This is a genomic window from Indioceanicola profundi (assembly GCF_003568845.1).
Classification (GTDB): domain Bacteria; phylum Pseudomonadota; class Alphaproteobacteria; order Azospirillales; family Azospirillaceae; genus Indioceanicola; species Indioceanicola profundi.
The window spans coordinates 498,151-522,500 of sequence record NZ_CP030127.1 but is presented as its reverse complement, the minus strand read 5'-3'; the positions used below and the strand labels follow the sequence as shown (position 1 = coordinate 522,500).

Sequence of the window (24,350 nt, the reverse complement as noted above, 5' to 3'; positions counted from 1 at the left end):
GGGGCTATCACCCGCTCTGGCCCGACTTTCCAGACGGTTCCGGTTATGTAGAGAAGACCACTGGCCTGGTCCGCGTTCGCTCGCCACTACTAGCGGAGTCTCGGTTGATGTCCTTTCCTCCGGGTACTTAGATGTTTCAGTTCCCCGGGTTCGCCTCCTGAACCTATGTATTCAGTCCAGGATACCGCTTGCGCGGTGGGTTGCCCCATTCGGAAATCCACGGATCATAGCCTGCTCGCGGCTCCCCATGGCTTATCGCAGCGTGCAACGTCCTTCATCGCCTCTCAGTGCCAAGGCATCCACCAGATGCCCTTATTACGCTTGATCCTCTCGGTTGCGCATCATGCACAGGAGCAAGCCTGCACACGCCGCCACAACGAAGATGCTTTCCTCGGTCACAAAACTCTCTATTCAATTGTCCAAGAACCGCCCAGGGCGCAAAGCCCAAGGCAAGGTTGGTTGCGGGAGCAGGATTTGAACCTGCGACCTTCAGGTTATGAGCCTGACGAGCTACCGGGCTGCTCCATCCCGCGCCAACATGTCCATGTTTGTTCAGCCCCGGGGCCGGCAGAGCCGGCAGCGACCTACTCTCCCACGTCTTAAGACGCAGTACCATTGGCGCTGAGGTGTTTCACGGCCGAGTTCGGGATGGGATCGGGTGTTGGGACCCTCGCTATGACCACCGGCTCGGCAGGCCCCGGGCAAACATGGATGGTTTTGAGAAAAGATGCGCCGGCGGCGGCCCCTTACCTGGAAACCCAGGGCCTGAACATCTCAGGCGGGGCGGCGGATGAGCCGGTTCCTTAGAAAGGAGGTGATCCAGCCGCAGGTTCCCCTACGGCTACCTTGTTACGACTTCACCCCAGTCGCTGACCGTACCGTGGTCGGCTGCCTCCCTTACGGGTTAGCGCACCGGCTTCGGGTAAAGCCAACTCCCATGGTGTGACGGGCGGTGTGTACAAGGCCCGGGAACGTATTCACCGCGGCGTGCTGATCCGCGATTACTAGCGATTCCAACTTCATGCACCCGAGTTGCAGAGTGCAATCCGAACTGAGATGGCTTTTGGAGATTCGCTTCCCTTCGCAGGGTCGCTGCCCACTGTCACCACCATTGTAGCACGTGTGTAGCCCAGCCCGTAAGGGCCATGAGGACTTGACGTCATCCCCGCCTTCCTCCGCCTTGTCAGCGGCAGTTTCGCCAGAGTGCCCAACCAAATGATGGCAACTGACGATGAGGGTTGCGCTCGTTGCGGGACTTAACCCAACATCTCACGACACGAGCTGACGACAGCCATGCAGCACCTGTGTCCCGGCCTCCGAAGAGGAAAGCGCATCTCTGCGCCGGTCCAGGCATGTCAAGGGCTGGTAAGGTTCTGCGCGTTGCTTCGAATTAAACCACATGCTCCACCGCTTGTGCGGGCCCCCGTCAATTCCTTTGAGTTTCAACCTTGCGGCCGTACTCCCCAGGCGGTCGGCTTAATGCGTTAGCTGCGACACCGAAGCTCTAAGAGCCCCAACGTCTAGCCGACATCGTTTACGGCGTGGACTACCAGGGTATCTAATCCTGTTTGCTCCCCACGCTTTCGCGCCTCAGCGTCAGTATCCGTCCAGTGGGCCGCCTTCGCCACCGGTGTTCTTCCCAATATCTACGAATTTCACCTCTACACTGGGAATTCCACCCACCTCTCCGGAACTCAAGCACTCCAGTCTCAAATGCTGTTCCCAGGTTGAGCCCGGGGCTTTCACATCTGACTTGAAGCGCCGCCTACGCGCCCTTTACGCCCAGTAATTCCGAACAACGCTAGCCCCCTTCGTATTACCGCGGCTGCTGGCACGAAGTTAGCCGGGGCTTCTTCTCACGCTACCGTCATCATCGTCGCGTGCGAAAGAGCTTTACAACCCGAAGGCCTTCATCACTCACGCGGCATGGCTGGATCAGGGTTGCCCCCATTGTCCAATATTCCCCACTGCTGCCTCCCGTAGGAGTCTGGGCCGTGTCTCAGTCCCAGTGTGGCTGATCATCCTCTCAGACCAGCTACTGATCGTCGCCTTGGTGGGCCATTACCCCACCAACTAGCTAATCAGACGCGGGCCGCTCCCTTGGCGATAAATCTTTCCCCCAGAGGGCTCATCCGGTATTAGCGTCCGTTTCCAGACGTTATCCCAGACCAAAGGGCACGTTCCCACGCGTTACTCACCCGTGCGCCACTAAGGCCGAAGCCTTCGTTCGACTTGCATGTGTTAGGCCTGCCGCCAGCGTTCGTTCTGAGCCAGGATCAAACTCTCAGGTTTGAAGCGGATATCGGCCGAAACCAACATCCTCATCGACGGAGCACCTCAACCGGTGCAATCCTACCCGAATTGTCTCCTGAAGCACCCGCCCCGATGTCTCCATCAGAACAGGTCAGAGCATTCTTGGCGTGATGCACAAGCTATAAGGCACTCCAAACACCAGCTCCCGCCGGCACCCAGAGACCGCCGCCTGCGCATCCCTTCTCAAAACCATATGCAGTTGTTCAAGACCCACCAGCCCCACCCCGGAGGGCGGAACCGTCAAGCGCCAGAGCCTCCAGGCGACCGCCTGGCCAGCTCGCAGCTGCTTGTCTGAAATCCGTCCGGCGACCCTGTCGCTGGAACCCGCCCGGCTCAGCACCGCGGCGGGAGCGGCTATATAGCCAAGCCCGGAAACACCGTCAAGCGCTTTCCAGAACTTTTTTCCAGAACCACGCCGCAGCCCATACCGCAGGGCCCCACACATATGGCCATCGCTGAAACCAAGCCAAGAGCTGCAACGCCGACCGCGGTCCAATGTTGATGAGGATGGGTCCCTATGCCCCTGCCCGTCCTTCTGCGAGTATATCCAACGCCATGACCCTGCCGCAGGGCTTCGCCTTCGCCATCGTTCTCGTGATGATGGCGCTTTTCGTCTGGGGTCGGCTCCGCTACGACGTGGTGGCGATGCTGGCCCTCTTCGCCTCTGTCGTCACTGGCATCGTGCCGACGGATCAGGCGTTTTCCGGCTTCAGCGACGATGTTGTCGTGATCGTCGGGGCGGCGCTTCTGGTCAGCGCTGCTGTGGCGAAGTCCGGGGTGGCCGAGACGGCGATGCGCCCCCTTGCTCCCTATCTGACCACGACGCGGTCCCAGGTCTTTGTCCTGGTTGCCGCCGTCATCGCCATGTCCACCTTCATCAAGAATGTAGGCGCCCTCGCCATCCTGATCCCGGTCGCGTTCCAGCTTGCCAAGAGGTCCGGAACTCCGCCTTCCCAGCTGCTGATGCCGTTGAGCTTCGGTTCGCTGTTGGGGGGGCTGATCACGCTGGTCGGCACGTCGCCCAACATCATTGTGGCACGGGTGCGGGAGGAGATCGTCGGCGAGCCCTTCCAGATGTTCGACTATGCGCCGGTGGGGCTCGGCCTGTCTGTGCTGGGCCTTACCTGCCTGAGCCTGACCTTCTGGCTGCTCCCGAAGGACCGGCGCGGCGGCGCGTCCTTGAATTCGGCGATCAATATAGAGAACTACGTCGCCGAGCTGCGGGTACCGCCAGACTCGCCCCTGGTCGGCACCACGGCCCGGGACGTGGTGGCGCTGGCGGAGGGACCGGCCAAACTGACCAGCGTGGTCCGGGAGCGGTTCCGCCGCTACAAGCCAACACCGATGCTGAAGCTCCAGGCCGGCGACGTGCTTCTGCTGGAGGGTGAGCCCGAGGCGTTGGAGCGGGTGGTGGCCCGGGGAGGATTGGAGCTGGCGGGCCAGGACGCCGGGGCAGAAGGCGACGGCGATACGGTTGGGGTGATCGAGGGGGTGATTACCGCGGACTCCGCCCTGATAGGCAATACTCCGGCACATGTCGATCTGCGCGGACGCTATCAGGTCAACCTGCTGGCCATCAGCCGGAGCGGCGAGCGGATTACGCAGAGGCTCCGCTCCGTCCGCTTCCAGGCCGGGGATGTCGTGGTCCTGCAGGGACGCTTCGACGTGTTGCCCGACGCGCTGAAGGAATTGGGGGTGTTGCCCCTGGCGGAACGCGACCTGGGCCTTGGCCGCGGACGCCGGCGCTGGCTGCCGATTCTGGTCCTGGCGCTTGCCATGGCGGCTGTTGTGCTGAAGATCGCGCCGGTGGCCATCGCCTTCTTCGGCGCGGCTCTGGCCCTGATGCTGACCCGTGCCTTGTCCTTGCGCGATGCCTATGAATCCGTCGAGTGGCCGATCCTGATCCTGTTGGGCGCCCTGATTCCGGTCAGCGAAGCGGTGCGCACGACGGGCGCCACCGACCTGATTGCCGACTGGCTGTCCATCGCGGCCGACGCGCTGCCGCCCATGGGGGCGCTGGCCCTGATTGTGGTGGCCGCGATGGCGGTGACGCCTTTCCTGAACAATGCCGCAACCGTGCTGGTGATGGCGCCGGTCGCAGCCAGCCTTGCCCAGAAGCTTGGGCTGAACCCCGACCCCTTCCTTATGGCCGTGGCCGTGGGAGCGGCCTGCGACTTCCTGACCCCCTTCGGGCACCAGTGCAACACGCTGGTGATGGGGCCGGGCGGTTATCGGTTCGGGGATTACTGGAAACTGGGCCTGCCGCTGTCGATCCTGGTGGTGGTGGCCGGCGTTCCCCTGATCGCCATGGTGTGGCCGCTCTGACGGTCCCGCGCTGATAGGACAGAGATCATGAAAGTCGCCGATATCATGACCCGCCATGTCGAGTTCATCGAGCCGGACGCGACTGTGCAGGAAACCGTTGTGCTGATGGGCGAGCTGGACGTCAGCGCCCTACCCCTGGGCACACCGACAGACATCAAGGGTGTGGTCACCGACCGCGACGTGCTGTATCGGGCCGTGGCGGAGGGCAAGGACCCGCGGCGTACCCGGGTATCGGAGATCGCAACACGGCTGGTCTTCACCTGCCGCCCTGACGACCCATTGACCACCGCCATGGACCTGATGGCGTCCCACAATATCCGCCGCCTTCCCGTGGTGGAGGATGGCGGCGGGGTGATCGGATGGCTGTCGCTGTCGGACGTTTCCCGGCTGCTGTTGGTGGAGAGCGAGGTGGTCCAGAGAGGGCTGAAGGACCTGACCGACCGGCTGGAGGTGGACGATGAGGCCGCAGGGACCGGGACCCCGGCCTGATCCGCGTCAGGAGCCGGAGCCGAAGCGCTGCTCCAGGCTTTTCAGCAGCTCGTCGGAAAGTTGGAGGCGGGCGGCCAGATAACGGAGGTAATGGCGGTTCACCGGCTTGCGTTGATCGACGGCGAGCAGCGATGCCGCGTAGATCAATGCTCCGGTCTGCACGTCCCGCACGTCTCGCAGCAGGTCGTTGAGCGGTCTCGGATTATCGAGGGCCACCGCCAGCACCCCGTGCTCCGCCTCGCTGGGGTTCATCAGCGACATGGCTCCCTCGATCCGCTCCCGCTCCTTGCCATCGAAGGAACCGTCCGCCTGCGCAGCGGCGACCATGGCTTGGATTGCCAGCTCCGCCTGGGTGCGGTCCAGGCGGCGGAGGTCGAAGGAGAACGGGAACAGGAGCTGATACCGGTTGCGCAGCCAAGCCAGCAGAACCTTGGAGGCCAGCGCATTGACGATGCCGGGATCGACCTCCGGTTCCGGTGCGGGCTCTACGGGCGTCTGAACGGTGTCCGCGCCCGCCATCACGGATGCGTCCGTCTCCTCGCCGCGGGCGGCGCGGGTGAGACGCGACAGGAAGGCCGGGGCCTGGATCATGGCACAGCCGTCAGGATGGCGTGTGCGCGGTGCCGAGCGCGCTGTCGATCTGTGACAGGAGCCTGGAGAAGTCGACCGGCTTTGGATGATAATCGTCGCACCCGGCCTGAAGAGCCTTGTCGCGGTCGCCCGCCATGGCATGCGCCGTCAGGGCAATGATGGGGACCTTCGCCGTTTCCGGGCTGGCTTTCAGTGTGCGCGCCGCGGTCCATCCATCCATGATGGGCAGGTTCATGTCCAGCAGGACGATGTCCGGCGTTTCCGCGCGGGTCTTGTCGACCGCCTGCTGCCCGTCATGGGCCAGGACCACCTCATAGCCGCGGCGCTTCAGGCGGCGCGAGAGGAAGTCCCAGATTTCTTCATGGTCTTCGACCAGCAATATCTTGGTCATCGGTTCCCTTATCATGTCTCAGGCCGGCTGGCGCCGGATGCCGTGCGGGAGATTGCGATCCTTCTGAGTTCAGCCAGCAACTCCTCCTCCGAGCCCTCCTCGTCGGTCTGGATGATGTCCCGGACCTTTCCCTGCAACCGCTCCCGATCGGCATCCGTCACGCCCCCCTCCGCCAGTCCGATGATCGGGATGGCGCGGCCCGGTTTGCGGCGCAGCTCCTGGATCAGCCCGATGGGATTGCCTGGCAGTTCAAGGTCCATCAGCACCAGATCCGGCACTGTCTGGGCCAAGCTGCGGCGGGCCGCAGCCTCGTCGCCGGCCTCGGTCACGACCCAGCCCTCCTTCTCGACCAGGTGGCGCAGCTCCTCCCGGTTGGCGGGATCGTGCTGGACCAGCAGGGCCCGGCCGGCAATCCCCTGTCCACGGTAACGGTCGAGCACGCGCTTCAGGCGCGTCCACTGCACGGGCTTGGTGAGATAGTCGGCGGCTCCGAGCGCGAACCCCAGCTTCTTCTCCTGCACCATCGTGACCATGATGACGGGGATGTCGGCCAGCTCGGGATCGGCCTTCAGCCGGGACAGAACTGCCCAGCCATCCGTTCCTGGCATCATCACGTCGAGCAGGATCGCCGTGGGCTTCAAGACGGCTGCCATGGTGAGGCCTTCCTGACCATTCGATGCCGTCTGCACGCCGAAGCCCTGGCGGGTCAGGAAGCGCGACAACAGGGTGCGCGTATGCGGATCGTCGTCCACGACCAGGATCAGGTTGCGATCCACCCCCTCTACCATCACTTCGGCCGCCTTCACCGGCCCCTGTTCGGGACAGTCGGGAGAGGAGCGGCGTAAGGACGGTCGCGCGTCCGCCGGCAGCCTTATGGTGAAGGTGGTGCCCTCCCCCGGTGCGCTGCTGACCGAGATGTCCCCGCCCAGCATCACGCAGAAGGCCCGCGTGATGGCGAGGCCAAGCCCGGTTCCGCCGAATTTCCGCGTGGTCGAGGCATCAGCCTGGCTGAAGCGCTGGAACAGCCGGGACTGCGCCTCGGGCGTCATGCCGATCCCGGTGTCGCTGACGCGAAATTCCAGCCAGTCCTCTCCCTCGACAGGCACCCTGTTCGCCGACAGGGTGATACGGCCGTTCTCGGTGAATTTGGAGGCGTTGCTCAGCAGGTTGAACAGGCACTGCCGGAGCTTCACCGGGTCCGAGTGCATGTGTCCCAGCTCGTCCCCGCAGGTGACGTTCAGGGTGTTGGATTTCTTGTCCACCAGGGCCTGGACGGTTTCAGCCACCTCCCGGACGAGGGGGCCGGTCTCGAAGTCCTCCGGATGCACTTCCATCTTGCCGGCCTCGATCTTCGAGATGTCGAGCACATCGTTGATCAGGGTCAGCAGGTGGCGGGCGTTGCTGTTGATCTTCCGGAGATCGTCGAGCATGCTTTCGGCGCCGAGATCCTCGGCCTCCTCCTCCAGCATCTCGCAATAGCCGATCACGGCGCTGAGCGGCGTGCGCAGTTCATGACTCATATTGGCGATGAACTGGCTTTTCGCGAGGTTCGCCTCCTCCGCCGCATCGCGTGCAGCGGCCAGCTCCTGCTCGGCCCGTTTGCGGTCCGTGATGTCCTGCATGGCGCCGATCATCCGGACCGGGTCGCCATCGAAACGGCGCAGCACGAACCCCCGGTCGAGGATGCTGGCGAAGCTGCCGTCGGCCCGGCGGAAGCGGTATTCCTCGTTCCAGCGCGTTCCGCCGCCATCGATCACATCGTGGATGCTTGTGATCACACGGTTGCGGTCATCGGGGTGGATCTGCTCCTTCCACCAGCTGCCGCTCGTTTCGGCATGATCCTCGCCATAGCCGAACAGGGTGCGGATGGCATCATTCCACAGGATTTCGTCGGCCGCGAGGTTCCAGTCCCAGATCGCATCGTTGGTGGCCCGCGCCGCGAGACGATAGCGCTCCTCTGCCTCGCGAAGAGCTTCTTCGGCACGTCGCCGGGTCGTGATGTCGGTATGGACGCCGACCCATTCCAGAACCTTCTCCCCATCCGCGTCCAGTAGGGGGACGGCTCGCACCAGCATGTCCCTGTAATCGCCGTCATGGCGGCGCACCCGGTGCTCGGTCTTGAAGACTTTGCGCTCGGCCACGGCATTGCGCCAGGCCTCCGCGGTCAGGACCCGGTCATCCGGGTACAGGGCATCTAGCCACCCCCAGCCCTTGATGGCTTCGAAATCCTGGCCGGTGAAGGCGCTCCAACTGGGTTGCTCCCAGGCGAATTCCCCTTCACCGGTGGTGTTCCAGACGATTGCCGCCGTCGCTTCCACCACCGAGCGGAACCGGGCCTCGCTGTAGCGCAGAGTGTCCTCCGCCCGCTTCTGGTCGGTGGTGTCCCAGGTAACTCCGACCATCGACAGGCTGCGGTCGGCAGCGCTTTGCGTCACGATCCCGCGGGCGACGGTCCAGCGTATTTCCCCTGATGGAAGCCGGATGCGGAACTCCACGTCATATTCGCCCCGCGTACTCCTGGCGACCTCGACGATATGCTGGACCCGCGGCAGGTCGTCCGGATAGACACGGTCGAAGAAGCGCTTGCTACTGATCTCCTCCTCGCTGCCGAACGCGAAGATCTCCCGGATGCGCGCATCGACCTGCAGCACATCCTCCGAGAAGTTCCAGGACCAGGTGCCGATGCGGGCACTACTCAGCGCAAGTTGCAGCCGACGCTCCGCTTCCAGAATTCTGGCCTCGGCGGCACGCTGCTCCGTAACGTCGGTGTTGGTGCCGAGCCAGCGCACCACCCGTCCGCGGCGGTCCCGCACCGGGAGGGCGCGTGAGAGGAACCAGCGGAAATTGCCGTCACGCCCGCGCAGCGGAAAAGTATCTTCCCAAGCCTCCCCCGCCGCGATGGCCTTCTTATAGTTTTCCGTGGCGCGCTCCAGATGATCGGGATGGTGGACGTTGCGCCAGTTCCAGCCCTCCACCTCCTCCGGCGTGGCCCCGGTGAAGTCGTACCAGCGCTGGTTATACCAGTAGATCGCCCCCGTCTGATCGGCCATCCAGGCAAGTTGCGGGATGGAATCGGCCAGTATCCGGAACTGGGCTTCGCTCTCGCGAAGCGCCTCCTCGGCCCGTCGGCGCTCGGTCGCGTCCAGCGCGACCTTGAGATAGCCCTTCAGGGCACCGCCTGCATCGTGCAGGGGCCGGACCGATCCCTCGGCGAAGAAAAGCGAGCCGTCCTTCCGCACATGCCAGCGCTCGTCCCGCGCAAGCCCCGTTTCGCGCGCGGTGACCAGCTCCTTCCTGTGCACGCCGTTTTCCCGGTCCTCCGGCGTGAACAGCAGGGCCGTTTCCTGCCCGATGATCTCCTCCGGCAGCCACTGGAAGATCGCCTGTGCGCCGGACGGCCAGGACACGATGCGGCCATCGGCATCGGTCATGAAGATCGCATGATCCTTGATGCTTTCCAGCATCAGCCTTTGCTGCTCCAGGCCGGTATGGTAGGCGGCTTCGACCCGAGCCTTGTCGATCGCGACGCCGAGCAGATTGGCGAACCCCTGGAGGAAGGCCACGTCGGCCTGATCGAACTTGCCTTCCTGGCGACTATCCGCCTCCAGAACCCCGAAGGGCTCCCCATCGCCCCGGATGATGACGTTGATTGCCCGTTTCACCCCGTGCTGCGCCAGGAGCTGGGGAGTCCGGAACCGGGTCTCGCCGACCAGATGGTTGGAAATGACCGGTTCGCCGGTCTTCAGCGCGTAGCCCGCCGGCGAAGCAAGATCGGCCCCGACCAACGCCTTCCCCACAACCCCCGGGTCCCAGCCCACGCCGGCCCGAACGAGAAGGGCATCCTGCCCGTCCACACTTTCCAGCACCTTGCAGAATTCGGTGCGAAGCCCCTCGGCACAGAGCCGCGCAGCCTCCTGCAGAAGAGCCGAGACATCGGAGGATTTCAGGGTGGCCATGCCGAAGCGAGCCAGCAGCTCATGCTGGCGTTCGCGGTAGGCCAGCTCTTCGGCGAGGCGGCGGTCGACAGCGGATTGGCTGGGCGCAGATGTCATGTGCACGGATCAAAAAGGTGGCATGTGCGGCCCTTGCCGACAGGGCTGAAACAGTATCGGAGGGAAAAAGTCGATCCCGGTTCTGCTGCTTCTTCAAACTCTTCGGCGGTATGGCGGGCCGCCATATGCGAGCACCTGCCCTGCCGATGCTGCGCCAGTGTCCGGCCAGTCCTGAAATCGCCGCGCAATCTCTTAAAGGCGGGCCGGTTGCGGGCGCGTGGCCGTGGAGCCAATCGCCAACATCGAACCGGAGACCCCGTAATGAAGGGCAACGAACAGGTCATCGCCGCCTTGAATGACAGCCTCAGGAACGCTCATTCGGCGTTCATGCAGTTCGCCAAACATGCGCTGTGGTTGAAGGAAAAGGGTTACGGCAAGCTGGCCGGGATGGAGGAAGCGGAAGCTGCTAAGGAGAAGGCCTATATGGATCAGCTTGCCTACCGGCTGCTGTTCCTGGAAGGCGATCCGGATTTCGGCGCCATGGGGGAGACCTTCTTCGCCGCGGAGCACCGGGCCATCCTGGAAGCGGACCTCCACCAGCAGAAAGCCTCGGCTGAGGCGCTCCGCCACGCCGTCAAGACGGCGAACGACGTGCAGGACTACGCCTCCCGCGATCTGGTCAACGAAATCCTGAAAGCAAAGGAGGACCGGATCGACCAGATCGAAACCGAGCTGGAGCAGTTCGACGCGATGGGCCGGGAAATCTATCTCTCCACGAAGGTCTGACGGCCCGCACGCAGCAGGGCGCTCCGCCTCCCCAGCGCCCTGCCGACCACCATGTCTGCGTCAGGCGTCATCCAGGGACGCCGCCATTTCGGCGATCGGCATGCGGTCCGCACCCCTGCACGGCAGCCGCACGGTAACCCGCGTCCCCGCTCCGAGCGTGCTTTCGATCCTGAGCGTGCCGCCATGCAACTCGACCAGGGAGCGGGAGATATAGAGCCCGAGGCCGGAGCCGGTATGGCGACGGGACAGGACATTCTCCCCGACCTGCGTGAATGGCTTGGCAAGGTCGTGGATGCGCTCCGGTGGGATGCCGACGCCCGTATCCGCCACGATCAGCTCGACCGCCCCGGTTCCGCCCGCGACCTCTAGGCTGATGCGGCCCCCAGCGGGCGTGAATTTGATGGCGTTGCCCAGCAGGTTGATCAGAACCTGCCGCAGCCGGCGGAGGTCCGCCCGGATCAACGGCACAGGCGCAGGCAGTACGAGATCGAGGTTGAGCCCGGCGGCATCCGCCTGATGGTGAAGCAGCCGTACAGCTTCAGCCGCCAGTGCTTCCATATCCACCGGGCCGGTCTGGAGCACGACCTGCCCCGCTTCGATCCGTGCGGTATCCAGCACATCATTGATGAGTTCGAGCAGATGCTGACCGCTGCGGTGGATATCCTCCGCATATTCCCGGTAACGCTCGTTGCTGAGCGGACCCAGCGTTTCCGACGCCAGAATGTCGCTGAAGCCGATAACGGCGTTCAGCGGGGTACGCAGCTCATGGCTCATGGTCGCCAGGAATGTGGATTTCGCGCGGCTGGCCGCCTCGGCCGCTTCCTTGGCGGCCCTCAGCTTTTGCTGTAGCAGCCGCTGCTCGGTGACGTCCTGGATGATCCCGAACATGGCGATCACATTGCCAACCGCATCGAACTCGCACTGGCCTTCCACCGCCATGATCCGCTCTTCCTCGTGGAAAGTGCGGACCCGGTATTCCCACCGCCCCGCCCTACCGTCGACGATGCAGGCGTCCAGTTTCTCGATCACCTCGGGCCGGTCATCCGGATGAATCCGGACCAGATACCTCTGCCAGGACAGGTCCTCCTGGCCCGGCTGGACGCCCAGCAGACTGCGGCAACCTTGAGACAGCTCCAACTCGCCGGTGTCCACCGCCAGCCGCCAATGCCCCATGCGTGCGATCTGCTGGGCGTGAAGAAGCTCCCGTTCCCGCTGTTCGAGCGCCTGCTGCTGCCGCACCCGCTCGGTCACGTCCTGGCAGATGCCGAAGACATGCGTGACCTGTCCGTCGTCGGACAGCTCGCATCGGCCTTCCACCCAGAGAACCCGCACCTCGCCATCCGGGCGCAGCATCCGGTGTTCCGCCTCGAAGGGATGGGCCTCCGCCACGGCCCGCTCAAGCGCCGCCGCGACACGGACCCGATCCCTGGGCAGGAGGAAGCCCAGCACTTCCTCCAGGACCGGATCGAAGCTGCCCCGCTCCAGGCCGAAGATGCGGTACATTTCATCCGACCATTCCAACCGGCTGTCACCCACCCGCCAGCGCCAGTCGCCCAACCTGGCGATCCGCTGCGCCTGGGACAATTGCCGCTCCCGCACTTCGAGAACCGCGAGGGTACGGCGCTCAGCGGTCACATCGGTTCCAGTACCCCGATAGCCCAGGAACCTGCCTTCGGCCGAGAAGACGGGCTTTCCATTAATCCGATACCGGCAAAGCTCCCCGTTCGGATGGCGGTAATCATATTCGAAATTCCGGAACGGCTGCCAGGAGCGGAGCGAATTTATATGCTCCTGCCATTTGGCCGTCCGCGTATCCTCCGCCACGATGGCGACAAGGGGCCGGCCAATCACATCGGCCAGGTCCACGCCGAGATTGTCCAGAATCCAGTTCGATACGGAGGTGATGTGGAGATCGGCATCCGTCTCCCAGAACCAGTCCGACGCGGTTTCGGCGAAGTCGCGGAAGCGCTGCTCGCTTTCCCGAAGCCGCTCCGAGGCCAACACCTGAACAGTGATATCGACAATGGACCCGGCCATTATCATCGGGCGGCCTTCCTCGTCCCATACCGCCTGCCCCTTGGCATGAAACCAGCTATGGCCTCCATCCGACCGGCAGATCCGGTAGGCCACGTCGAGGGGAACATGCTCATCAAGATGACGGCGCATGGCGGACTGGCTGCGTGCCCGGTCGTCCGGATGCATGCGTTCCAGCAGATGAGCGGGCAGTATCTCCTTTGGATAGGACCAGCGGGTCGGCGTGTCCGGATCGAGGCCGACCAGTTCGCGGTAGATCGGGGAGGTGAACATGCTGCCCCGCCCGAAATTCACCTCCCAGATACCGACATTGGCGCCCCTTACCGCCAGGGCAAAGCGCCGCTCACTGGCCTTCAGCGCCTCTTCTGCCTCATGCTTCCTGGCCGCCAACGCCGCCAGACGTGCGAGCCTTTGGCACACCTCGCTTTCCCATCCGTCGGGGACGCCGGACTCCGTCCGATAGACGGCAAGCGTGCCGAGCACCAGACCGGTATCCACGATCAGCGGATAGGACCAGCAGGCTTTGAGCCCCTGCCGAAGCGCCAGATGACTGTGGTCGCACCAGAGCGGGTCCGACGCAATGTCGGAGACGAGCACCGGCCTGCCACTGAACGCCGCTGTCCCGCAGGACCCCACATTCGGGCCGATGCGCACGCCGTCAATGGCAGCATTATAGTCCGCCGCGAGATTCGGGGCCGCCCCGAAGCGGAGATGCAGGCGCTCCTCGTCGAGGACCAGGATGGAGGCGCGGCTGTTCCGGACCAGGCTCTCGCACAGATGGCAGATACGGTCGAACAGGTCCCGGAGTTCGCTTCCGCCGGCCATCGCCTCCAGGATAGCCTGTTCACCCTGGCTGATAGCCTCGTTGCGCTTGCGCTCGTCGATGTCCGAGATGGTGCCGAACAGGTAGGTGAGATGATAGTCCGCAGACAACGACGCCTGTGTCCGGACTTCCACCCAGCGGTAGCCGCCGTGCCGGTGCTTGGCGCGGTACTCGCTGCGCGTAACAGCCTCCTGCCCCGAGATCAGCTTCGCCATGTTCGCGGCAAGTCGGGAGCGGTCCTCGGGATGCACGAACTCGAGACAGGGCCTGCCAAGCGAGCCCGCGGCGTCGAAACCTGTGATTTCCGCCCAGGCCGGATTCAGATATGCGAAGCACCCGTCCGCATTGACCGCGAAAAGCGCGGCCGGGCTCGCCGCCACAAGGTGCCCCAGCAGGTCCGAAGGGCAACCGATGCTCAACGCCGGCATGGACTGACGGCCTTATGCATTCGCTGCTGGCCCCTTCGCCTCTTCCAGAGCCAGGCTGTCTGGTTGCAAGCGGGACGACATCCTATCCGCAATCCCTCCGGCAGACTGCTCGCCGGAACAGGCCCCGGCTCTCCATCCGCCATCGACCGGTTCGAAGCCCGCCTGGCGCTCTCACGAAAAAGAGGTAGATGACAAGTATTAACCGCCCCTTAAGCGCGCCCTTGATCCAGGGACGTAAGGCTGTCCGGCGTAGAAAGGCGACTTCCACGAGGGTGAGTAATGCGCCCGCACTTCCGATTTAGAACCAAAGTTGCAGCTTTTATGCCGCCCGGACGATCTTCCGGATGCCCGCCGAGGCGCTATCGTGGCCCGACCGGCACAGGATCGGAGCCATTTGTATGTCGATTGTCGCTTTTCCCAAGCCGACGCGCGCGCCCACGGCCGAAGATGCGGTACGGCTGATCGCCGAGATGGAGCCGCTGGAGCATGTCCGGCTGGCCAACATGCTACATGACGTCATGAAGGCCGATGGCCGTCCGGAGTCGCTGCTGCCGGGGCCGGGACTGCTGCATTTCGGCTTGGCATCCCTGTATCTGGCGGCAGATGCGCCGGATGTGGATCTGGTCCGACGCGTGACTGCCAGCTCCTGACGCCCAGCGGATAGGCGGCGCATCCCGCGGGCGGAAAGGGGCGACCGAGCCGGCCGCCCCCGCGCCGGATCAGACCAGCAGAGCGGATTCCGCAAGCTGGCCGCGGCCGATCAAGGTCACGCTGTCGGTGGCCGTCAGATCGAATACAAGAGCATTTCCGACGACTCTGGCCAGGGCCAACGCATCCTCCGCATCGGCGAAGCCGAAGGCGGTGAAATCCAGCATATCCGGCCCATTGCCGAAATCGGTGACGATGTCCCTGCCGTCCCTGGGCCGGAAGACGAAGCGGTCTGCGCCACGGCCGCCGGTCAGAACATCCGCCCCGACGCCCCCGTCCAGAATGTCGGCGCCGTTACCGCCATCCAGCCGGTCCCCGCCAGCCATTCCGAACAGCCGGTCCACGCCGTTACCGCCCGACAGCACATCCCGCCCGCTACGGCCGGACAGGATGTCCTGTCCATTGCCGCCGGCCGTCACGACGGGCGCTTCGACCAGCAGACTGGCAAGAACCGGATCGTGGTCGCTGGCCGCCTCGGTCAGCCGCCCGGCATTCAGGTGGACATAGTCCAACTCCGCCTCGTCCAGCAGATTGCCGCTAACCAGGATATGGTCGATGGCTTGGCTATTTCCCTCGAACACATAGCTGTAGCGCTGCTCCGGCGCGAGCGTATCGCCCAGGTTGGTCAGCAGTTCGCCGTCGCGGGTCAGCAGGTCGAAGGAGCGCTCGAAGGCGAAGCCGTTGAAGTCGCCCAGCACGACGACGTTGCCGTCCGTGCCCTCGGCCAGTCGCTGATCCACATAATCCGCAACAGCGGCGGCCTGAGCCTCGCGCTGGGCTTCGTCTGAATTGGCCGGAGGCTGGGTGTTGCCGAACAGCGGGTCGCTGCCGCCGCGCGAGGCGAAGTGGTTGTTCACCACCGTCACAGTCTGGCCGTTGAAGGTGAAGTCGGCTAAAAGCGGCTGGCGGCTACGATAGAACGGGCTGTCGGACTCGACGCTCGACTGGCCGACCAGTTCGGCGGAGTCCGCCACGTAATCCACCCGGTCGGGATTGTAGAGGAAGCCGGTACGGATATTTCCGCCCGGCTCACCGCCCGACGTATTGTCCGCCGGAGCAACCTCGACGAACCTGTAGGTCGGCCCGCCGGCTGCGACGATCGCTTCGATCAGCGTCTGGGCCGTCAAGGCTGCGGAGGTGGTGCCGTCATTGGCGCTGCCGCTGCCGTCCTGCAACTCCTGAAGGCCGAGGATGTCAGGCGTCTTCAGATTCTCCACGATGTCAATGGCAAGCGCGTTGAACTGGCCGTCCTCCAGGTCACTGTCTCCGTCGCTGTCATTGGGGTCCAGGTTCAGCACATTGTAGCTGGCGACAGTCAGCCGGTCCGCCCCGCCGTTCAGGCCGGTAACCTCATCCACGGGAGAGAAGTCCACCGGATCGAACTGCTCGGTCGCGATGACCTCGTAATTCCCGAAGGCGTAATTAACGATCCCGGTAACGCTGCCCAGCTCGGCTCCGCGCTCCAGGATGAATTCGGGGCGCAATGTGCCCGTATCCGTGAACAGTCCCGGGGCGATGTCCCGGTCGAACTGGATCTGGATACGTTCCGGATTGTAGTCGCCGTCCGCGATGGTGATACCGGCGCCGGAAGCGTCGGAGTAGAAGCCGGTCGCCCCCGCCCCGCCATCCGCAACGGTCCAGATCTCGCCCGTGCTGTTGTTGCTGAAGGTGCTGGTGGTGCTCACGCTGACGGCGTCCTGCACCGTCACCCGCATGCCCTCCAGGCTCTCATAGAAATCTATGCCGTCCGTGGCCGGGTCGAAGCTGGTGAGACTGTCATCGTCGATGGTGGCCGTGGGCGGCATCCGGGCACCGTCGCCGCTCCCCAGCACGACGGCCTGCGGCAGTGCCTGATCCTGTGCCGTTACCGTGATGTCGGCACCGGCAATCTGAGTGATGGTGAGATTGCCGTCGCTGGGCTGACCGGGCTGGAACTCCTGCACGGTCCCGGTCAAGGTCACGGCGGCGCCGACCTGGACGCCGGCGGGAGGAGCCGCGCGGGTAAAGACGAAGACGGCGTCGGAGGTGCGCTGGTCCCCGTCGCCCGTCGGGTCCTGGATATAAAAGCCGTTCCCGTCCACGGCCGTGACGATGCCGCTGGTGGTGACCAGCCGGCCATCCATGCCGCTCCTGTGACCAGCACCCTGTATCTCGGAGATGCTGGCCGCGACGGCCTCCGGCTCCTCGGGCGGGTCGCCGCCGCCCTCATCCGGCCCGTCGGTCGCGGTCAGGGTCTGTCCGGCATTAACGGCGCCGAAACTTCCCGCCCTGGCGGAGACCCAGGTGAAATCGCCGTAGCTGTCCCCCGTCCCCGTGAGCTGCAGTGAGTGGCCCACAGACGTACTGGAGGTCTCGGCGACGCCGATATCGGTGCTGGTCATCCCGTCCGCGGGACCGCCGACAGCCGTGAAGCTGCCTTCATAGCTCAGGAACTGCACGACCCGCCCGGCGGCGTCCACCAGCGCGATTCCGTCCGGCGATCCATTCTGGACGCCGTCACGGGGATAGGACAGCGCGACGGTTCCGAAACCGTCAGCCTGGTCGGCGATCTGTCCCTCCAGGAGGCGCGTGTTGTAGGCGGCACCGTTATTGCCGTTATACAGCACCAGCGACCAGCCGGTCAGATCGGTTCCAGCGGCCCCCGCCAGCTCGATTGCCTCTCCGTCGTCGGTGCCGGAATTGTCGTAGTGCAGTTCGTTGATCCAGACGCTCATGCCCGCTTTTCTCCGTTTGGACGAGATTTCCGGGCGACCCAGGCCGCCCGGACGGCGGCCGCACCATGTCAGCCGCGGATGACGGAAAAACTACGGCGCGGGCAGGCGCCCAAATTTGTTTCAACAACCTCCCCCTTCGGTCGGAGGCGGCATCGAACGGGATTGATCGGGACGAGCTGTGTGCCGCCTGGAACAGAGGCGGGTCTGCGGCGTTGGCCCAGCATGCAGGACATGAACGCACGGCTGCTCAGCTACATAGAGACCCTGAACGAGCGCATCCGCGTTCTCCGGGAGCGCCGCTTCGAAGAGGGCTCGGCCGACCGCGCTGCCAGCGAAGCCGCTGCGGATGAGCTTGAGCGGGTGGTTGCGGAAGTCGCCGACCTCATCATCATCGACTGATCCGGACACGGATTTCGCTTGTCATGGTCGGAAAAATCAGCCTGCAATGGCGGTAGGATCGGGAGCTAGTCCGAAAGTTTAATCCCGTCCGGTCTGTCCGGTAGGGCATGGTGCGGACAGTGCCCCATGTCCTGCCGCTCCGCCACTTTTGCCTGTGCTTCCGTTGACCCAGACGCTACGCAGCAACTTGACAATACGCGCCCGGCTTCTAGGGCTCATGTTGGTCAGCGCCTTGCCGCCCCTGTTGCTCGCGGTAGTGCTGCTGGTCCAGGGATACTCGGCCGAGTTGGACCACGCCCGTGCCCAGACGCTGGAGACGGCCCGCGCCCTCCGCTTGGCTCTGGACAGGGAATTGGAAGGCAGGATTCGGGCGCTCGAGGTGCTTGCCATCTCGCGTCCGTTGCGCGCGGGGGACCTTCTCGACTTCCGCCTCCAGACAGATGAGGTCCTGAACCGACAGCCGCAGGGCGCAAACCTGATCCTGTCCGAGCGTTCGGGACAGCAGCTCATCAATACGCTGGTTGCGGAGGGTACTCCCCTTCCCAGGCGCGCCGGCCTGAAAGACGTTGACGAGGTGTTCGCCACCGGCAAGCCCGTCATCTCGGATCTGCTCATCGGCGCCGTGTCGCGCCGTCCGTCCGTGGGCATCAGCGTTCCGGTGCTGCTCGACGGAAAAGCGGTTTATGAACTGACGCTTGGGCTACCGGCTTCAGCCTTTGCGGATCTGCTGGCGCGTCAGCGAATTCCGGAAGGGTGGACGGTTTCCATCATCGACAGTGAAGGCACGCACATCGCGCGGAACCGCCGCCCCGAAGAATTCGTCGGGCAGCCGGTGACACCCAGCTTGGCGGCCATGCTTGCGACAGGCACGGAAGGGGCCGGAGACGCCGTCAACCTCGAAGGCGTGCGCCTCATCACCGCTTTCAGCCGGTCGGAAGTCTCGGACTGGACCGTGGCCATTGGCTTGCCGACCACAACAGTGGTCCGCCGCCTTCAAGACTCCCTTCTGGCGGTCGCAGGAGGAGGATTATTGCTGCTGCTGCTTGGAGCATTGGCAGCGCGGCATCTGGCGGGCAGGATTTCAGAGCCGATCCGGACCCTGACCGACGCGGCCCGCGCGGTCAGCCTGGGGGAGCCGTTCCGTCCGCAGCAGTCGGGACTGGCGGAGGTCGACGAAGTGGCGGCGGCGCTGGCTGCAGCGGCGGATGCCCGCCGGGAAAGCGAGCAGCGGCTGCTCATCGCGCAGAGAACCGGCGGGATCGGCACCTTCGAGCTGAACCAGCCCATGCCGGGGCAGCTCACCGTGTCGGACGAATTCTGCCGGCTCTGGGGCATTCCGCCCCGCCGCTACGTGACGCTCCAGGAGCTTGCCCGGATCATACATCCAGACGACAGAAGCCGGGTAGGAACGATCCGGGGCGAGACCACCACCGACTACCTGGAATACCGCATCATTCGTCCCGATACAGGGGAGGAGCGGTGGCTCGCCCGACGCGGAGAATTCCTGACCGACGCCGCCGGCGGCCCGATGCGGCTGGTGGGCATCTCCTACGATATCACTGAGCGCAAGTGGGTCGAGGAGGCGCTGCGCGAGCGCACGCGAGCATTGGAGGTCGTCAACCGCACTGCGGCAGCTATGGCGGTGGAGCTGGATCTGGAGCGTCTGGTGCAGACCGTGACGGATGCGGGGGTGGCGCTGACCGGGGCCAGATTTGGAGCCTTCTTCTACAGCACCGTGGGAGCGAAGGGGGAGCGGTACATGCTCTATTCCCTGTCGGGCGCCCCGCGCGAAGCCTTTTCCGCCTTTCCATTGCCGCGCAAAACGGACGTGTTCGGGCCGACCTTCGCCGGCGAAGGCCTCATCCGTTCCGACGACATCACCCGCGATCCCCGCTATGGCAGAAATGCGCCTTTCCACGGAATGCCGGAGGGACATCTGCCGGTGCGCAGCTATATGGCCGTGCCGGTTCGGCTCCGCTCAGGCGAAATCCTGGGCGGGTTGCTGTTCGGCCATCCCGAGCCGGGCATGTTCAGTGCCCGGTCGGAGGAAAGCCTGCTGAGCCTTGCGGCGCAGGCTGCCGTGGCCTTGGACAATGCCCGGCTGTTCCAGGCGGCCCAGAGCGAAATCCTTCAGCGCAAGGCAGCGGAAGAGCAGCTGCGACAGCTCAATGAAGGGCTGGAGGAGCGTGTGGTCGAGGAGATCACGGTGCGGCATCAGGCGGAGGAACAGCTCCGCCATGCCCAGAAGATGGAGGCGGTCGGTCAGCTCACCGGCGGCGTGGCGCACGACTTCAACAACCTGCTTCAGGCCCTTTCCAGCTGCCTCGCCATGGTCGGACGTCGGACGCAGGAGCCGGCTGTGAAGCCTCTGCTGGAGGCTGGCCAGCAGGCCGTGGACCGCGGCGCCAAACTGGTGCAGCAGCTCATGGCCTTCGCACGGCGGGAAAGCCTGCGGCCGGAGCCGGTGGATGTAAGCGCCCAGGTGCTTGGCATGGCCGAGCTGCTAAGGCGTGCCCTGCGCGCCGACATCGAACTGGTGACGCGGTTCGGGCCCGGCCTCTGGACCATTGAGGTGGACCCCACGCAGTTCGAGCTGGCCCTGATCAACCTGGCGGTCAATGCGCGCGACGCCATGCCGTCCGGCGGCACCCTGACCATAGCGGCGGAAAATGTGCTCCTTTCCCCAGATGACCCGTCAGGGATGGAGGGCGAGTTCGTCCGGCTTCAGGTGACCGATACCGGCAGCGGCATGCTGGCGGATATCGCCGCGCGCGCCTTTGAGCCGTTCTTCACCACCAAGGAGGTTGGAAAGGGTTCCGGGCTCGGCCTGGCGCAGGTCTACGGCTTGACGCGCCAGGCCGGCGGCACCGCCCGCATCGGCAGCAGCCCTGGCCAGGGCACGACGGTGACTTTGCTGCTGCGACGCTGCATAGCGGCTCCCCGCGCGGTCGAAACGCTTGTGCGCCCTGCCGCGGCCATGGCGCAGCGCGGCGGACGTGTGCTGCTGGTCGAGGATGATCCAGCGGTGGCGTCCACAGCCCAGGCGGCGCTGGAGGAGGCCGGCTTCGAAGTGACGCGGATGGCGACTGCGGATGAGGCTTTACCCCTGCTCACCGACGGGACGCGGATCGACCTGCTGTTCTCGGACGTGGTGATGCCAGGCCGGCTGAACGGGGTGGAGCTGGCGCGCGAGGCGCGGCGGCTGCGCCCCGATCTTCCAGTGCTGCTGACCACCGGATACAGCGAGGATATCGCCCAGGCCGCCGATGTGCAGCTCCTGCGCAAGCCCTACCAGATGGACGAGCTGCTGCGTGTGGTGGATGCCGTTACGGCTGGCAAGATGCCGGCCTGACGCGCCCGCGACCGGCTTCGGGAACCGATCCGGTCCAGAGTCGGGTTGGGTATGGAGCCTCTGCCGCCCAGGACTGCGGAACCGCGACCGTGCGACTGCTCTGCGACGAGATGCTGGCGAACCTTGCCCGTTGGCTGCGCGCCGCCGGCCATGACACAACCCTGGCCGAGCCCGGCACGCCCGACGCGACCCTCATTGGTCTCTGCCGTGCCGAGCGCCGGGTCCTGATCACGCGCGATCGCCAGCTCGTGCGGGAGGCCGGTGACGGAATCGACAGCGTGCTGCTGACCGGTGAGAACCCGGACGCACATGCAGCACTGCTCGCGGACCGGCTGGGCCTGGACTGGACCAAGGCGCCATTCACGCGCTGCATGCTCGACAACACGCCGTTGCGTCCGGCGGAAGAGGATGAGATCGCCGGCATTCCGCCCCAGTCGCGGGTGCTACCGGGTCCGTTCAGGACCTGTCCATGCTGCGGACGGGTGTTCTGGCCGGGCAGTCATGTCCGGCGCATGACTGCACAGCTTGAGCGCTGGCGTGCCGCAAGTCCCCCCGTATCGGCGCCGGAGGGCTGAACCGGTCCTTCCGCAGTCGGGCCGGGAAGGATCGGATCAGCCTGCCAAGGCCGCGTGGATGACATCGCGGGCGCGCGCTTCCTGCACGTCATGGACAATGACGAAAAGGCCAGCCGCTTCGATCGTCTCCCGGCCGGGCGGGTTGCTGACCACCGTGCCGCCGGGCGTGCGATAGGCGATGGGAATGCCGCAGCCGGAACCCACCACCCGGGTGACCACGTCCAGCCAAGTCATTCGCGCGGGGGCGGGAAGGTCGATCAGCAGGCACTCGTCGCCCTCGGCGGTGAACAGGTTCTCGATCACCTGCTCGGCGCCCGGCGCGAAAAGGGCACGGGTCAGCATCTCTGGAAAACCACGCATCGGCCGGACCAGAGAGGTGGCGCCGGCGGCCATCAGGCGGGGCCGGTTCGCGTCCGCCACGCATTCCGCCACGATCGGCCCCTTGTAGCCGGCTTCACGCAGGCGGTGCAGCAGGTCGAAGGTGCGGGCGTCCGACGCATCCTCCGCCTCATGGTCGGTCAGTACAATGATGCCACGGGCCAGTGTGGCGTCACAGGCCTCCAGATCGGCCTGTGTACCGACGTCGCCGGTGCGGTGAACCACGCCCAGATCGCGCAGAGCGGCCGGAAGCCCCTGCCCGTCGAAGGCGCGGGTCAGCAGCAGCACCGGCGCCTCCGTCCAGCCCCGGCCGCACCGGATCTGCTTCGCCAGCCGGCGGAAATATTCCAGCGCGTCGCGTTCCGGCGTGCCGATGATCAGGACATGGTTTTCCACATTCCACCTCCAGGTCCCGCGGACCATGCGCTCCGCCTTGTCAGCCTTGGCGTCCAGCCAGTCATTGATGGCGACGGCGACCACGAAGATGGCACCGACATACATCAGAAGCATGGTGGCGATGCGGCCGGCGGCTGTCTTCGCCGATACGTCGCCATATCCCACCGTGACGATGGTGGTCGCCGTCAGCCAGACTGCATCCAGCAGCGGAAGGCCTTCCAGCACCATCATGGCCAGCACATGCAGCACGAAGATGATGGCGAGATAGAGCGGCAGAACCCACCAGCGTTCCGTACGACCCCAGAGATCGCGCCAGCGGCGGCGCTTCAGGTTGAGAAGTCCGTGCAGTACCTTCGGCAATTCGGGGCCTACTCGAACCTGTGGGGCACGAAGCGCGAGGTGTTGTGCGTGATCGCCGATATGTCCTCGCGGATGCCGATCCCACGGCAGGCGTCGCCCACCATCCAGGCCCCCACCACCGCGTGGAGAGTGCGCCCCGTACTGTCCGTGGCGTTCGCGACGGGAGACCAGGCCTGATAGACATAGCCCTCCTCGCCATAGGGGCCAGCGGTCTCCAACTCAGGGCGGCCCTGCACGACCCCGCCCTCGCCCAAGGTGGCGACGCTGATGTTGGCCCCCTCGCGCCCCAGCAGGGGCTTGGCCACGACCCGCGTGCCGGGGGCGAAGGCCCGACGGTCGAAATGCGCCTCCACCAGATAGGGATGATGGGGATACATCTCCCACAGGACGGCCAGCAGCCCCTTGTTCGACAGCAGTATCTTCCAGGCCGGTTCGATGGTCCGGACCGCGCCAGTCTGCGAGAGGCGCAGCAGATGCCCGCCAAACTCGTCTTCGACCAGCCATTCCCACGGGGTCAGCTTGAACAGGGTGGTGATCTCCACCTCCTCCAGGTCGCTGAACCAGCCGCGCGGCTGCGATCCGAACTCCTCCTCCGTCCAGCCGATGTCGCCCAGGGCGATGGATTTGGTGGCGAGGCCAGCCTCGGTCGCGGTGTCCTGGATATAGCGCAGCGTGCCCTCATCCTCCTTGTGCGGCATGGCGCAGGTCAGGTGGAGCTGCCCGGCAGCCCCGGCGGCGCGGCGGGCCGGATCCTCCGCCAGGGTGCGGTCGCGGCGCAGCAGCTCCTGCCAGCGTTCCACCAACCCCTCATGGATGGAATTGAACTGGTCGCCTTCGGGGAAGACGTCTTCTAGCCAAGCCCACTGCGCAACCGCCGCCTCGTATAGGCCGGTAGGCGTGTCGGCGTTGTATTCCAGCAGCTTGGGCATGCCGTCGCCATGGCCGGGCCCGCCGAAGGCGAGGTCGAACCGGCCATAGAGGGAGAACTCCTCCCCCGCCTCATGCCGCTTCCAGGACGCCTCGATGGCGGGAACCACGTCCGGCGGGATGTTCAGCAGCGGGTAAAGTCGTTCGGAGACGATGCGCCGCGCTGCGGCGAGGCACATGCGGTGAAGTTCGACGCTGGCGTCGTCCAGCAAATCCACTTCCGCCTCGCTGAGAAGCCAGTAGGCGCTTTCATCCCAATAGATGCCGGAGGGGTCCTCCGGCGACGGAATGGTGTGGAAATCGAAGCCCAGCGCCTCCATCTTGGCGCGCCAGTCCGGCCGGGGGGTGATCTCGACGCGCCGCATGGTG

General features: G+C 65.0%; 14 protein-coding genes, 1 tRNA gene and 3 rRNA genes (1 of these 18 running past the window's edge). 7 read left to right on the top strand and 11 right to left on the bottom strand.

Translation table 11 applies throughout. The features are described from left to right. From DOL89_RS18605 to DOL89_RS18590, 4 genes are all read right to left on the bottom strand, one after another. Positions 1 to 327, bottom strand: a 23S ribosomal RNA gene (locus DOL89_RS18605); it reaches 2,422 nt to the left of the window's first position. 129 nt (positions 328 to 456) lie between these two features. After that, positions 457 to 533 (bottom strand) — tRNA-Met (locus DOL89_RS18600). Positions 534 to 571: 38 nt separating this feature from the next. Then, positions 572 to 687 (bottom strand): 5S ribosomal RNA (gene rrf, locus DOL89_RS18595). 120 nt (positions 688 to 807) lie between these two features. Then, positions 808 to 2,292: ribosomal RNA gene (locus DOL89_RS18590) — 16S ribosomal RNA — on the bottom strand. The 16S, 23S and 5S rRNA genes sit together here with 1 tRNA gene alongside, the layout of an rRNA operon. A gap of 576 nt (positions 2,293 to 2,868) precedes the next feature. On the opposite strand from DOL89_RS18590, the gene DOL89_RS18585 reads away from it, so the two are divergent. Further along, positions 2,869 to 4,638: an SLC13 family permease gene (locus DOL89_RS18585; protein WP_119680860.1), complete on the top strand. Its 1,770-nt coding sequence runs from the start codon at positions 2,869 to 2,871 to the stop codon at positions 4,636 to 4,638. A 27-nt stretch (positions 4,639 to 4,665) separates the two neighbouring features. Further along, the gene (locus tag DOL89_RS18580) at positions 4,666 to 5,127 is read left to right on the top strand and encodes a CBS domain-containing protein (RefSeq protein WP_225890040.1); all 462 of its coding nucleotides are present in this window, start codon (positions 4,666 to 4,668) and stop codon (positions 5,125 to 5,127) included. 6 nt (positions 5,128 to 5,133) lie between these two features. Here the strand turns inward: DOL89_RS18580 and DOL89_RS18575 are convergent, their stop codons facing one another. Genes DOL89_RS18575 through DOL89_RS18565 form a run of 3 tightly spaced genes read right to left on the bottom strand, consistent with a single transcriptional unit; the run spans position 5,134 to position 10,161 of the window. Continuing rightward, positions 5,134 to 5,718: a DUF533 domain-containing protein gene (locus tag DOL89_RS18575; RefSeq protein WP_119680859.1), complete on the bottom strand. Its 585-nt coding sequence runs from the start codon at positions 5,716 to 5,718 to the stop codon at positions 5,134 to 5,136. Positions 5,719 to 5,728: 10 nt separating this feature from the next. Further along, positions 5,729 to 6,109: a response regulator gene (locus DOL89_RS18570; protein ID WP_119680858.1), complete on the bottom strand. Its 381-nt coding sequence runs from the start codon at positions 6,107 to 6,109 to the stop codon at positions 5,729 to 5,731. Between the two features lie 11 nt (positions 6,110 to 6,120). Continuing rightward, entirely contained in the window at positions 6,121 to 10,161 is a 4,041-nt protein-coding gene (locus DOL89_RS18565; protein WP_119680857.1) for a PAS domain S-box protein, read from the bottom strand. Positions 10,162 to 10,422: 261 nt separating this feature from the next. Here DOL89_RS18565 and DOL89_RS25035 point away from each other — a divergent pair, with 261 nt between their 5' ends. Beyond that, positions 10,423 to 10,887 carry a ferritin-like domain-containing protein gene (locus tag DOL89_RS25035; RefSeq protein ID WP_162937667.1) on the top strand — a complete coding sequence of 155 codons (465 nt, stop codon included), beginning with the start codon at positions 10,423 to 10,425 and terminating at the stop codon, positions 10,885 to 10,887. Between the two features lie 60 nt (positions 10,888 to 10,947). Here the strand turns inward: DOL89_RS25035 and DOL89_RS18555 are convergent, their stop codons facing one another. Beyond that, on the bottom strand, positions 10,948 to 14,172 hold the full coding sequence (locus DOL89_RS18555; protein WP_119680856.1) for a PAS domain-containing protein: 3,225 nt from the start codon (positions 14,170 to 14,172) through the stop codon (positions 10,948 to 10,950). A 398-nt stretch (positions 14,173 to 14,570) separates the two neighbouring features. On the opposite strand from DOL89_RS18555, the gene DOL89_RS18550 reads away from it, so the two are divergent. Further along, the gene (locus tag DOL89_RS18550) at positions 14,571 to 14,822 is read left to right on the top strand and encodes a hypothetical protein (RefSeq protein ID WP_119680855.1); all 252 of its coding nucleotides are present in this window, start codon (positions 14,571 to 14,573) and stop codon (positions 14,820 to 14,822) included. 69 nt (positions 14,823 to 14,891) lie between these two features. Here the strand turns inward: DOL89_RS18550 and DOL89_RS25870 are convergent, their stop codons facing one another. Further along, a complete protein-coding gene (locus tag DOL89_RS25870) occupies positions 14,892 to 17,594 on the bottom strand; it encodes an endonuclease/exonuclease/phosphatase family protein (RefSeq protein ID WP_119680854.1) in 2,703 nt (900 codons plus the stop codon). Positions 17,595 to 17,825: 231 nt separating this feature from the next. On the opposite strand from DOL89_RS25870, the gene DOL89_RS25030 reads away from it, so the two are divergent. From DOL89_RS25030 to DOL89_RS18535, 3 genes are all read left to right on the top strand, one after another. Further along, positions 17,826 to 17,993 carry a hypothetical protein gene (locus DOL89_RS25030; RefSeq protein ID WP_162937666.1) on the top strand — a complete coding sequence of 56 codons (168 nt, stop codon included), beginning with the start codon at positions 17,826 to 17,828 and terminating at the stop codon, positions 17,991 to 17,993. Positions 17,994 to 18,210: 217 nt separating this feature from the next. After that, positions 18,211 to 21,345, top strand: a complete 3,135-nt coding sequence (locus tag DOL89_RS18540; RefSeq protein WP_119680853.1) for an ATP-binding protein — start codon at positions 18,211 to 18,213, stop codon at positions 21,343 to 21,345. A gap of 89 nt (positions 21,346 to 21,434) precedes the next feature. Further along, positions 21,435 to 21,920, top strand: coding sequence for a Mut7-C RNAse domain-containing protein (locus tag DOL89_RS18535; protein WP_119680852.1), 486 nt, complete (start codon positions 21,435 to 21,437; stop codon positions 21,918 to 21,920). A gap of 36 nt (positions 21,921 to 21,956) precedes the next feature. Here DOL89_RS18535 and DOL89_RS18530 read toward each other — a convergent pair whose 3' ends face one another. Further along, entirely contained in the window at positions 21,957 to 23,054 is a 1,098-nt protein-coding gene (locus tag DOL89_RS18530; protein ID WP_119680851.1) for a potassium channel protein, read from the bottom strand. Positions 23,055 to 23,062: 8 nt separating this feature from the next. Then, positions 23,063 to 24,346 (bottom strand): glutathionylspermidine synthase family protein, encoded by a 1,284-nt coding sequence (locus tag DOL89_RS18525; protein WP_119680850.1) that lies wholly within the window; start codon positions 24,344 to 24,346, stop codon positions 23,063 to 23,065. Positions 24,347 to 24,350: the final 4 nt, after the last annotated feature.